We start from the raw sequence: 12,433 nt of genomic DNA on the forward strand, positions 1-12,433 counted from the left end.
TGATGCAGCGCAGTTAAGCAAATAAATCCGTTTTTGCATTGCCAGAAACGGCAATAAAAAAGCCGGAAATCAGGGTGATTTCCGGCTTTTGACCGGGCCCGTCTGGACCCAGCGGAGACAACTTACTGCTGTTGTGAAGACTGAATTGCGGTCAGAGCGATGGTGTAGACGATATCGTCAACCAGCGCGCCACGGGACAGGTCGTTCACCGGCTTGCGCATACCCTGCAGCATCGGCCCGATGGAGATCAGGTCAGCCGAACGCTGTACCGCTTTGTAAGTGGTGTTACCGGTGTTCAGATCCGGGAAGATGAACACGGTAGCGCGACCCGCAACCGGAGAGTTCGGCGCTTTGGATTTTGCCACGTCAGCCATCACGGCGGCATCGTACTGCAGCGGACCGTCGATCATCAGGTCAGGACGTTTTTCCTGCGCCAGACGAGTTGCTTCACGCACTTTCTCAACGTCGCTACCCGCACCAGAGGTGCCGGTGGAGTAGGAGAGCATTGCGACGCGCGGTTCGATACCAAAGGCAATGGCAGAGTCGGCAGACTGGATAGCGATTTCAGCCAGCTGTTCAGCGGTCGGATCCGGGTTGATCGCGCAGTCGCCGTAAACGTAAACCTGTTCTGGCAGCAGCATGAAGAAGACGGAGGAAACCAGTGAACTGCCTGGCGCAGTTTTGATAAGCTGCAGCGGCGGACGAATGGTGTTAGCCGTGGTGTGAACAGCGCCTGATACCAGACCGTCAACTTCGTCTTGTTCCAGCATCAGCGTACCGAGCACCACGTTGTCTTCCAGCTGTTCGCGGGCAACGGTTTCGGTCATGCCTTTGCTCTTACGCAGTTCAACCAGACGCGCGACATAGCTTTCGCGAACCACTTCCGGGTCCACGATTTCGATGCCAGCGCCGAGCTCAACGCCCTGAGAGGCCGCAACGCGGTTGATCTCTTCCGGGTTACCCAGCAGTACGCAGGTTGCGATACCACGTTCAGCACAGATGGCTGCCGCTTTCACGGTACGCGGTTCGTCGCCTTCTGGCAGCACAACGCGTTTACCGGCTTTACGCGCCAGTTCGGTCAGCTGATAGCGGAAGGCTGGAGGAGACAGACGACGGCTACGCTCAGAGGTCGCGGTCAGGGACTCGATCCAGTCAGCGTTGATGTAGTTCGCCACGTATTCCTGAACTTTCTCGATGCGTGCGTGATCGTCAACCGGCACTTCCAGGTTGAAGCTCTGCAGGCTCAGAGAAGTTTGCCAGGTGTTGGTGTTCACCATGAATACCGGCAGGCCGGTAGCGAAAGCGCGTTCACACAGTTTAGAGATGCGCGCATCCATTTCGTAGCCACCGGTCAGCAGCAGGGCGCCGATTTCAACGCCATTCATCGCGGCCAGACACGCGGCAACCAGCACGTCCGGACGGTCAGCGGAGGTGACCAGCAGGGAACCGGCGCGGAAGTGTTCCAGCATGTGCGGAATGCTACGCGCACAGAAGGTGACAGACTTCACGCGACGCGTATTGATGTCGCCTTCGTTGACGATGGTGGCATTCAGGTGGCGCGCCATATCGATCGCACGGGTCGCGATCAGCTCAAAGCTCCACGGCACTGCGCCGAGAACCGGCAGCGGGCTGCTCGCGGTGAGCTGTGCCGGATCGACTTTTACGACCTGCGCTTTGGAAGAGTCGTCGAAAATCTCAGACAGATCCGGACGGGTACGACCTTGTTCATCAACCGGAGCGTTCAGTTTGTTCACGATAACGCCGGTGATGTTGGTGTTTTTTGCGCCGCCGAAGCTGCTGCGAGTCAGTTCAATACGCTCGTTCAACTGTTCCGGCGTATCGGTGCCCTGAGACATGACGAAGACGATTTCCGCGTTCAGCGTTTTAGCGATTTCGTAGTTCAGAGACTGCGCGAACTGGTGTTTACGGGTTGGGACCAGGCCTTCAACCAGTACCACTTCTGCGTCTTTGGTGTTCGCATGGTAGTTTGCGATGATCTCTTCCATCAGCACATCTTTCTGATTGCTGGACAGCAGAGACTCTACGTGGCTCATCTTCAGCGGTTCAGCCGCGGTGACAGAAGAGTTTGCACGAACGATAGCGGTAGTCTGGTCTGGCGCATCGCCACCGGCGCGTGGCTGGGCGATGGGCTTAAAGACACTCAGACGAACGCCTTTGCGTTCCATAGCGCGGATGACGCCGAGGCTGACGCTGGTCAGGCCGACGCTGGTTCCGGTAGGGATCAGCATAATAATACGGGACACGGTTTATCCTCTTTCGTTACCGCCCGTTGGGCGGGTTACAAAACAGCACCGCCAGCTTAGCTGGCGGTGTGATATCAGGCAGTCAGACGGCTCGCGTCTTGCGCGATAACCAGTTCTTCGTTGGTTGGGATCACCACCGCAGGACGGGTACCTTCTTTGTTGATGAAACCAGATTTGCCGAAACGGGCAGCCAGGTTACGTTCATGATCAACTTCAAAGCCCAGCACGCCCAGTTTACCCAGGGACAGCTCGCGAACCATGGCCGCGTTCTCACCGATACCGCCGGTGAAGACAACGGCGTCCAGACGACCGTCCATCAGCGCCGTGTAGGAACCGATGTACTTCGCCAGACGGTGGCAGTAAACGTCCATTGCACGTTTCGCGTCTTCTTTGGTGGTGTAGTTGTCTTCAACATAACGGCAGTCGCTGGTCACTTCGGTCAGACCCAGCAGGCCGGATTCTTTGGTCAGCATCTTGTTGATCTGATCAACGCTCATGCCCAGCGTGTCGTGCAGGTGGAAAATGATTGCCGGGTCGATGTCACCAGAGCGGGTACCCATCACCAGACCTTCCAGCGGGGTCAGGCCCATAGAGGTATCAACACATTTACCATTGCGGATAGCAGAAACAGAACCCCCGTTGCCCAAGTGGCACGTGATGATGTTCAGCTCTTCTACCGGTTTGTTCAGCATTTTTGCCGCTTCCTGGGTAACGAAGAAGTGGCTGGTACCGTGCGCGCCATAACGACGAACGCCGTGTTCTTTGTACAGGCTGTACGGCAGGGCATAGAGGTAAGACTCTTCCGGCATGGTTTGATGGAACGCGGTGTCAAACACAGCCACGTTTTTGTCTTTCAACTGCGGGAAGGATTTCAGTGCTTCTGCAATCCCGATCAGGTGAGCCGGGTTATGCAGCGGTGCGAAAGAGGCAGAATCTTTGATGCCCTGAATAACAGAGTCATCGATAACCACGGAGCTGGTATACTTCTCGCCGCCGTGTACGATACGGTGACCGATTGCAGTCAACTGCGCAGACAGTTCTGGTTTTTGTGCCAGAATAGTATTAACGATAAAGTTCAGCGCTTCACTGTGAGCGGCGCCTGCACCTAAAGCCGCTTCTTGTTTACCGCCGTCCATTTTCCATTTGATACGTGCTTCAGGGAGATGGAAACATTCGGCTAAACCAGAAAGGTACTCTTCACCGTTAACTGCATCGATGATTGCAAATTTCAGTGAGGAGCTACCGCAGTTCAGAACCAGTACTAACTTACTCGACATGGAAGTACCTATTATTGATACGTGGCTAAAAAAACGTCAGGGAGCCATAGAGCGTAGCGCAGTGTGACGCTGACATTTATGATTAACATCATGCCAGTTGTCTTTTTTGGCATGATGGAAGAAATACCTTTGAGTCTATGCCATTTTGCGTATTTTTCAGCCAATGGCATACTATATGTAAATTTGACGACTCAATGATTTTGGACTACAGGCCTTTTACAGGCCGCTACAGGATACCCGATAGTGGGTATCAATGACAAAATGTTTTGAACGTTGTCCCGTATAGTTGTTGTTTTGCACAAATATTTGAAATTTTATATGTGAAGTTGAGGTAAGCCATGTCGACGCCGGATCATCGCTCCGTAAATTTTTTTAGCCTTTTTCGTCGGGGGCAACATTACTCAAAGACGTGGCCAATGGAAAAGCGCCTTGCACCCGTCTTTGTTGAGAACCGCGTGATTCGGATGACACGTTACGCTATTCGCTTTATGCCGCCGATCGCTATCTTTACCCTGTGCTGGCAGATAGCACTGGGCGGCCAGTTAGGGCCTGCCGTCGCCACCGCGTTGTTCGCGCTCAGCCTGCCGATGCAGGGGCTGTGGTGGTTAGGGAAGCGTTCCGTCACGCCGCTGCCGCCCTCGATCCTGAACTGGTTTTATGAAGTCAGAGGCAAATTACAGGAGGCGGGGCAAGCGCTCTCCCCGGTTGAAGGGAAGCCGGATTACCAGGCGTTAGCTGACACGCTTAAGCGTGCCTTCAAACAACTGGATAAAACTTTCCTTGATGATTTGTAATTGCCCCCTGATTACGCATATAAAAGAAGGCATATTAATGCCTTCTTTTTTTTCACCGTTGTAGAGTGATACAGGAGTCCCAAATGGAAATGACCAACGCTCAACGTCTTATTTTGTCTAATCAATACAAAATGATGACTATGCTCGATCCAACTAACGCCGAGCGTTATCGTCGTCTGCAGACGATCATTGAACGCGGTTACGGTCTGCAGATGCGCGAACTGGATCGGGAATTTGGCGAGCTGAAAGAGGAAACCTGTCGTACGGTTATCGACATCATGGAGATGTATCACGCTCTGCATGTCTCCTGGGCCAACCTGAAAGATGCGCAAAGTATTGATGAACGTCGGGTAACCTTCCTGGGCTTTGATGCCGCAACGGAAGCGCGCTATCTCGGTTATGTTCGCTTTATGGTGAATGTGGAAGGACGTTACACCCATTTTGATGCCGGCACGCACGGTTTCAACGCGCAGACCCCAATGTGGGAAAAATACCAGCGGATGTTAAGCGCGTGGCATGCCTGCCCGCGTCAGTATCATTTGAGCGCCAACGAAATCAACCAAATCATCAATGCCTGAGGAGGTGAACGTGCAATGCAAGGGCTTTCTGTTTGACCTGGATGGAACGCTGGTTGACTCGTTACCTGCTGTGGAAAGTGCATGGTGTAACTGGGCCGATCGTTTTGGGCTGACGCATGACGAAGTGTTAAGTTTTGTTCATGGCAAGCAGGCGATTACCTCTTTGCGCCATTTCATGGTGGGCAAACCTGAGGCGGAAATCGCTGCGGAGTTTACGCGTCTGGAGCAAATAGAAGCGACAGAAACGGCGGGCATCACCGCGCTGCCTGGCGCGGTTGCGCTGCTTAACCATCTGAACAAGGCCGGGATCCCGTGGGCGATTGTGACATCAGGGTCGATGCCGGTTGCGCGCGCACGTCACCAGGTGGCCAACCTGCCAGCCCCGGAGGTTTTCGTGACCGCAGAGCGGGTCAAACGTGGTAAGCCGGAGCCGGATGCTTATCTGCTCGGCGCGCAACTGCTCGGTTTAGCGCCGCACGAATGTGCGGTGGTGGAGGATGCCCCTGCGGGCGTGCTCTCGGGACTGGCCGCAGGCTGCCATGTTATCGCAGTAAATGCCCCGGCGGATACGCCGCGTCTGGATGAGGTCGATTTCACCCTGACCAGCCTGGAGCAGCTTTCGGTGACCAAACAACCGAATGGTGATGTGGTTGTATTAAGAAATACCTGATCATGATTTAGCCCCGGCTTGTCGGGGCTTTTTTATGGCAGAATCATTCCATCTTCTCATCTGACAAGGATAGGTTGTGAACGGTGAATTGATCTGGGTTCTCTCGCTGTTGGCGATTGCTGTGATTTTGTTTGCGACGGGCAGAGTGCGTATGGACGCGGTAGCTCTGTTTGTCATCGTAGCCTTTGTTCTCAGTGGCACACTGACCCTTACTGAGGCCTTTTCAGGATTCAGCGACCCTAATGTGGTGTTGATTGCCGCGCTGTTTATCATCGGCGACGGGCTGGTACGCACCGGCGTGGCGACCGTCATGGGCACCTGGCTGGTGAAAATGGCGGGCAGTAGCGAAATCAAAATGCTGGTCCTGCTGATGCTGACCGTTGCCGGACTGGGCGCGTTTATGAGTTCAACCGGCGTCGTTGCTATCTTTATTCCCGTGGTACTCAGCGTCTCGATGCGTATGCAAACGTCGCCGTCGCGCCTGATGATGCCGCTCAGTTTCGCCGGGCTTATCAGCGGCATGATGACGCTGGTGGCCACCCCGCCCAACCTGGTCGTTAACAGTGAATTGTTGCGCGAAGGCTATGCCGGTTTCAGCTTCTTCAGTGTCACGCCTATCGGCCTCGTCGTGCTGGTGCTGGGCATTATCTATATGCTGCTGATGCGCTTTATGCTCAAAGGCGACAATCCACAACAGCAGCGAGATAGCTGGAAACGTCGCACCTTTCGCGATCTGATCAAAGAATATCGCCTGACAGGGCGCGCGCGTCGACTGGCGATTCGTCCGGGGTCACCGATGATCGGTCAGCGCCTCGACGATCTTAAACTGCGTGAGCGCTATGGCGCCAACGTGATCGGCGTCGAACGCTGGCGGCGTTTTCGGCGGGTGATCGTAAACGTGAATGGGGTATCGGAGTTTCGCGCCCGTGACGTGTTACTGATTGACATGTCCGCCGCTGATGTCGATCTCCGTGAATTTTGTAGCGAGCAATTGCTGGAGCCAATGGTGCTGCGTGGGGAGTATTTCTCTGACCAGGCGCTGGATGTGGGAATGGCGGAAATCTCGCTGATCCCGGAATCGGAGTTGATTGGCAAGTCGGTGCGGGAAATCGGTTTTCGTACCCGTTATGGGCTGAATGTGGTTGGCCTGAAACGTGACGGCGTGGCGATCGAAGGTTCGCTTGCCGATGAGCCGCTGCTGATGGGCGATATTATCCTGGTCGTCGGTAACTGGAAACTGATCGGGATGCTGGCAAAGCAGGGGCGAGATTTTGTCGCGCTGAACCTGCCAGAAGAGGTGAGCGAAGCTTCCCCAGCGCACAGCCAGGCCCCGCACGCGATTTTTTGTCTGGTGCTGATGGTCGCGCTGATGCTGACTGACGAAATTCCTAATCCCATCGCGGCGATTATTGCCTGTCTGTTGATGGGAAAATTTCGCTGTATTGATGCCGAAAGCGCCTACAAAGCCATTCACTGGCCCAGTATCATTTTGATTGTCGGCATGATGCCTTTTGCGCTGGCGCTGCAAAAAACCGGTGGTGTGGATCTGGTCGTGAAAGGATTGATGGACGTGGGCGGCGGTTATGGCCCGTACATGATGCTGGGCTGTCTGTTTGCGCTGTGCGCGACCATTGGTCTGTTTATCTCGAATACCGCGACGGCGGTATTAATGGCGCCGATTGCGTTGGCGGCGGCGAAGTCGATGGGCGTTTCTCCCTATCCCTTTGCGATGGTGATCGCGATGGCGGCCTCGGCGGCCTTTATGACGCCGGTTTCATCACCGGTCAACACGCTGGTGTTAGGACCAGGGAATTACAGCTTTAGCGATTTTATTAAGCTGGGCGTACCGTTCACCATTATCGTTATGGCGGTATGCGTGGTGATGATCCCGATGTTGTTTCCGTTTTAATGTTGTANCGCATTGCCGGATGGTGCTGACGCGCATCCGGCAAATCGTTACAGCGGAGAGTCCTGGCTAATTTCATCGAGAGACAGGTGAAAACTGGGAACGAAGACTTCCATAAAGTAATCCATCTCCGGACTGCGGCGTGACTCCAGCGTTTTTTCCAGTCGCGTCTTTGCCAGCAGGAATTCATTATTCCCTGCCGACAACTCTTCCAGACACTTCAGATACGCACACAGCGCATCGGCCTGTTTCACAATCGACTTTTCATCTTCGCTATATGCATGCTCATCAATCAGCGGGGCAAAAATATCCCGCAGCTCATCGGGCACCATATCGACCAGTTTCTGCTGAGCGATTTTCTCAATAGCCTTATATTCCTGGGCGATTTGCGAATTGAAATATTTTACCGGCGTGGGCAGATCCCCGGTCAGCACTTCTGACGCATCGTGATACATCGCCAACAGCGCAATGCGTTCGGCATTAACCTGACCGGCAAACTTACGGTTTTTGATCGCCGCCAGCGCGTGGGCCACCATCGCAACCTGGAGACTGTGCTCAGAGACGTTTTCTGTGCGCACATTGCGCATTAAAGGCCAGCGGTTAATGAGTTTGAGGCGGGAGAGGTGGGCAAAAAAATGGCTCTGCTTCATAGTGACCTTTTCATGATGACAACCTGGAGGTCATTGTGCGCAGAGAAGGCCGCCGGATGCAAATGCTCGTCATACTTCATGTTGCAGGACAAAACACCCTGGGTGTTTTGTCCTGCAACGCATTTTGGATTAAAGCTGGTGATATCCCGACAGGAAACGTGCAAATTTGCTCAGCGACATCTCTATGTCGTCGATGCGGGGCAGGGTGACGATGCGCACGTGATCCGGCCACGGCCAGTTAAATGCCGTCCCCTGAACCAGCAGGACTTTTTCCTGTAACAGAAAATCGAGCACCATTTTCTGGTCGTCATGAATATTGAAGCGCTTCGCGTCAATTTTCGGGAACATATACAGCGCACCGCGCGGCTTCACGCAGGAGACGCCCGGAATATCGTTGATCAATTCCCAGGCGCGATTGCGCTGCTCATACAGACGACCGCCGGGCATGATGAATTCACTGATACTCTGGTAACCGCCCAGCGCCGTCTGAATGGCATGCTGTGCCGGCACGTTGGCGCAAAGACGCATCGATGCCAGCATTTCCAGCCCTTCGATATAACCTTTCGCATGCTTCTTCGGCCCGTTGAGAACCATCCAGCCCTGGCGGAAACCGGCCACGCGATAGGTTTTGGACAGGCCGTTAAAGGTCACGGTCAGTAGATCCGGTGCCATCGCGGCGATGGAATGGTGCTCGGCGTCGTCATACAGGATCTTATCGTAGATCTCATCGGCAAAAATAATGAGATCATTCTGCCGCGCGATCTCGACGATCTCCATCAACAGCTCTTTGGAATAAACCGCGCCGGTCGGGTTGTTCGGGTTAATGATGACGATCCCACGGGTACGCGGCGTGATTTTGGCGCGGATGTCATCAAGGTCCGGGAACCAGTCGGATGATTCATCGCACAGGTAATGCACCGCATTGCCGCCAGAGAGCGCGACCGCCGCCGTCCACAGCGGATAATCCGGCGCGGGCACCAGCATTTCGTCCCCACTGTTCAGTAATGCCTGCATCGCCTGCACGATCAGCTCTGAAACGCCATTACCGATGTAGATATCTTCGACGGTGACGTCACGCATGCCACGCGCCTGATAGTGCTGCATGATGGCTTTACGCGCGGAATAGAGGCCTTTGGAATCGGAATAACCTTGTGCAGTAGGCAGATTACGGATGACATCCACCAGAATTTCATCGGGGGCGTCAAAGCCAAAAGGGGCGGGGTTACCAATGTTCAGTTTCAGAACCTTATTGCCTTCTTCTTCAAGGCGTTTCGCTTCCTTCAGAACAGGACCGCGGATGTCATAACAGACGTTATCTAATTTGCTGGATTTCTCAATGGGGGACATGAACCTTGACCTTTATGCTGTTATCACCACTTCCTGCCGTGGAAGTCAGTTTGGAACAATGTACTCCCCCAGCGGGGCGTTTTGAAGGCTTTGCAGAAGAAGATTTTGCTGAATGGTGATGTACTATTGTGCTGTTATTGACTGATTTTTACGGAATTTATAGAGATAAGAATAGGTTATTCAATTTTTTATAGCATGATATTGCGATTTTTACGTTCGCGGGTGGCCGATTCTCTTGTATACAAAAAGGTTCAGCGCCCGTGAAATTTCGGGGAGAATTCTGACGTCATTTAATAATTCGTAAATACTGAAAGATTAATCACTGCCCGTGTTATCGGGATGTACGGGAACCCTGGCGGTGTAAATCTAATGTTAAGCAGGATTTATGAATGACCTGGAATCTCATTAATTATTATTTAATAATTAAAAAGGCTTTACGCAAGGCGCGAATAATAGCGAGTTGATTTGAGAAACATAACAAAACTTTGCATCAGATCATTCGCATTAAAGCTTATAAATAAAAAGGTTTTAGGTTAAGATACGCATGATGAAATGACATGTGGCCGCATGATTTGTTAATATCCCGAATGGGTTTTTGTGGCTAACTTACTGCCATGTATGCTTATTTCTCGTTGATGTATGCCCGGTTCCATTCTTTACATTTACACTTTTTACATCCAGAAAATGGCAGAAATCTACATAGGCTTTAATAGGTCAGCCCGTTCTTAACGAAATAACCTGAGAGTTCGCGTAAGGTATTATTACGTAAGAAAGAGGGTAGCATTTCGCCAGTCACATGATATACCTATTTACTTTCACCTGCTGTCAGCGGGTGACTCTGCTAAGGAAGCGCATTACAAACGGAATTGCTTGATTTTGTATGCACAGCATTAACAAGCTCAGTATGAGCCGCCAGTAAGTGAAAAATTATGATAAATGCAAATCGTCCGATAATTAACCTCGACCTCGATCTGCTGAGAACATTTGTTGCTGTTGCCGATCTGAACACATTTGCAGCAGCGGCTGCAGCAGTGTGTCGTACTCAGTCTGCGGTGAGCCAACAGATGCAGCGCCTCGAACAGCTCGTGGGAAAAGAACTCTTCGCTCGTCACGGTCGTAACAAACTGTTGACTGAACACGGCATTCAGCTTTTGGGTTACGCCAGAAAAATCCTACGTTTCAATGATGAGGCCTGCTCATCATTGATGTTCAGCAATCTTCAGGGAGTATTAACTATCGGGGCTTCGGATGAATCCGCCGATACGATACTGCCTTTCCTCCTGAATCGCATTAGCTCGGTTTATCCGAAGCTTGCGCTGGATGTCAGAGTGAAGCGAAATGCCTTCATGCTCGATATGCTGAAATCGCAAGAGGTGGATCTGATCGTCACCACTAACCGTCCCGGACCGTTTGAGAGCCTGACGCTGCGTACCTCGCCGACACACTGGTATTGTGCCGCAGAGTATGTGCTGCAAAAGGGCGAACCGGTTCCGCTGGTATTGTTGGATGATCCCAGTCCGTTCCGTGATGTGGTCCTTGCCACCCTGAATGCGGCGAACATCCCCTGGCGACTGGCCTATGTGGCGTCGACATTGCCGGCCGTGCGCGCGGCGGTGAAAGCTGGTCTTGGCGTGACGGCGCGTCCGGTAGAAATGATGAGTCCGGATCTACGCGTGCTGGGGGCAGTTGACGGATTACCGCCGTTGCCGGACACCGAATACCTGCTGTGCCGTGACCCGGCCTCGAAGAACGATCTGGCGCAGGTTATCTATCAGGCGATGGATACCTGGCAGAATCCGTGGCAGTACAGCCCGATTACCCCTGAAGGGGGAGATGATTCCGTGCTGGTCCAGGGAGACTATGAGTAACGGGTCACAAAAAAAGCATTAAAAAGGGCAAGTGTAAAAAAGAGCCACTGGAGATTAAAAAACATCCAGTGGTTCTTTTTTTGTACTAATATCCTTAACGGGCAGGAGGAAAAAGGTAAAAATCCTCATAAATCAGCGAGTAGACGTTGCGATTAAAAAATGCGTAAAAAAGAAGCGAAATTCGCAGGTCAACCCTCTCATGTTAAAAAACGAGAGAAATTGTTGCTGTTTTTTGAGGTGGATTAACAAAAGCGTGTCACAGATCAAGAAAATACTCCCTTTTAGGGGAAGGCTTTTGGATCAATTCCTGTCAAAATAGGCGCGTTTTTTTCTACTTACTTCACAACGGACACGATTCAACAACATTCCCATTTAGCCTGTGAATCGATCGACACGGTGCTAAAGCGCATTAAATGTTAAGGGTGTTGTTGTCATGTAAATTAATGTGAGGAAACTTTTGTTAAAGTTGACAAAAGGTTATAGAAAGGAGTAAAAAACCCCATCAATTGGCTGTCTAAAACATTTTCTGCAGCGATTGTAAGGTTTTTTTTATTCCTCCCCATGAATCGATGTGGCGTTCATCTGCCGAAAAGAGCAGAGAATTTGGCGCTACTTTTGATGAGTAAGCAATGAGTATGTCAACATCCACTGAAGTCATCGCTCATCACTGGGCATTCGCTATCTTTCTTATTGTTGCTATTGGCCTGTGCTGCCTGATGCTTATCGGCGGTTGGTTTTTAGGCGGTCGCGCACGCGCGAGGTCAAAAAACACCCCGTTTGAATCAGGTATCGACTCGGTCGGCACCGCCCGCTTACGCCTGTCTGCCAAGTTTTATCTGGTAGCCATGTTCTTCGTTATCTTCGACGTTGAAGCGCTGTATCTGTTCGCATGGTCGACCTCTATCCGCGAAAGCGGTTGGGTAGGCTTTGTCGAAGCTGCAATTTTTATTTTTGTGTTACTGGCAGGTCTGGTTTATCTGGTGCGTATTGGCGCGCTGGACTGGACGCCCGCGCGTTCACGCCGCGAGCGTATGAACCCGGAAACGAACAGTATCGCTAATCGTCAACGCTAACCGCGA

Annotated in this window: 10 protein-coding genes; 6 read left to right on the plus strand and 4 right to left on the minus strand. The window is 52.2% G+C overall.

The window, feature by feature from the left end:
• Positions 1–122: 122 nt before the first annotated feature.
• Positions 123–2,264, minus strand: a complete 2,142-nt coding sequence (gene pta, locus JTI98_RS11630) for a phosphate acetyltransferase (RefSeq protein ID WP_043000012.1) — start codon at positions 2,262–2,264, stop codon at positions 123–125.
• Positions 2,265–2,338: 74 nt separating this feature from the next.
• Positions 2,339–3,541, minus strand: a complete 1,203-nt coding sequence (ackA, locus tag JTI98_RS11635; protein ID WP_042317795.1) for an acetate kinase — start codon at positions 3,539–3,541, stop codon at positions 2,339–2,341.
• A 338-nt stretch (positions 3,542–3,879) separates the two neighbouring features.
• Between ackA and yfbV the strand changes: the two genes are divergently transcribed.
• The 4 genes from yfbV (at position 3,880) to JTI98_RS11655 (ending at position 7,492) form a co-directional block, all read left to right on the plus strand.
• Entirely contained in the window at positions 3,880–4,335 is a 456-nt protein-coding gene (gene yfbV / locus JTI98_RS11640; RefSeq protein WP_042317796.1) for a terminus macrodomain insulation protein YfbV, read from the plus strand.
• Positions 4,336–4,418: 83 nt separating this feature from the next.
• Positions 4,419–4,913: a YfbU family protein gene (locus JTI98_RS11645; protein WP_042290698.1), complete on the plus strand. Its 495-nt coding sequence runs from the start codon at positions 4,419–4,421 to the stop codon at positions 4,911–4,913.
• Positions 4,906–5,583 (plus strand): sugar phosphatase, encoded by a 678-nt coding sequence (locus JTI98_RS11650; RefSeq protein ID WP_216081279.1) that lies wholly within the window; start codon positions 4,906–4,908, stop codon positions 5,581–5,583. Before JTI98_RS11645 ends, JTI98_RS11650 begins: the two co-directional genes overlap by 8 nt.
• Positions 5,584–5,659: 76 nt before the next feature.
• On the plus strand, positions 5,660–7,492 hold the full coding sequence (locus JTI98_RS11655; protein ID WP_043000014.1) for an SLC13 family permease: 1,833 nt from the start codon (positions 5,660–5,662) through the stop codon (positions 7,490–7,492).
• A 47-nt stretch (positions 7,493–7,539) separates the two neighbouring features.
• Here the strand turns inward: JTI98_RS11655 and yfbR are convergent, their stop codons facing one another.
• Both yfbR and alaA read right to left on the minus strand, forming a co-directional pair.
• Positions 7,540–8,139 (minus strand): 5'-deoxynucleotidase, encoded by a 600-nt coding sequence (gene yfbR, locus JTI98_RS11660; RefSeq protein ID WP_043000015.1) that lies wholly within the window; start codon positions 8,137–8,139, stop codon positions 7,540–7,542.
• A 129-nt stretch (positions 8,140–8,268) separates the two neighbouring features.
• The gene (alaA, locus tag JTI98_RS11665) at positions 8,269–9,486 is read right to left on the minus strand and encodes an alanine transaminase AlaA (protein ID WP_043000016.1); all 1,218 of its coding nucleotides are present in this window, start codon (positions 9,484–9,486) and stop codon (positions 8,269–8,271) included.
• 929 nt (positions 9,487–10,415) lie between these two features.
• Here alaA and lrhA point away from each other — a divergent pair.
• Both lrhA and nuoA read left to right on the plus strand, forming a co-directional pair.
• Entirely contained in the window at positions 10,416–11,354 is a 939-nt protein-coding gene (gene lrhA / locus JTI98_RS11670; RefSeq protein ID WP_043000017.1) for a transcriptional regulator LrhA, read from the plus strand.
• A 629-nt stretch (positions 11,355–11,983) separates the two neighbouring features.
• A complete protein-coding gene (gene nuoA / locus JTI98_RS11675) occupies positions 11,984–12,427 on the plus strand; it encodes an NADH-quinone oxidoreductase subunit NuoA (protein WP_042317806.1) in 444 nt (147 codons plus the stop codon).
• The last annotated feature ends 6 nt before the right edge of the window (positions 12,428–12,433 follow it).

This window comes from Citrobacter sp. MGH 55, assembly GCF_016906145.1.
Lineage (GTDB): Bacteria > Pseudomonadota > Gammaproteobacteria > Enterobacterales > Enterobacteriaceae > Citrobacter_A > Citrobacter_A amalonaticus.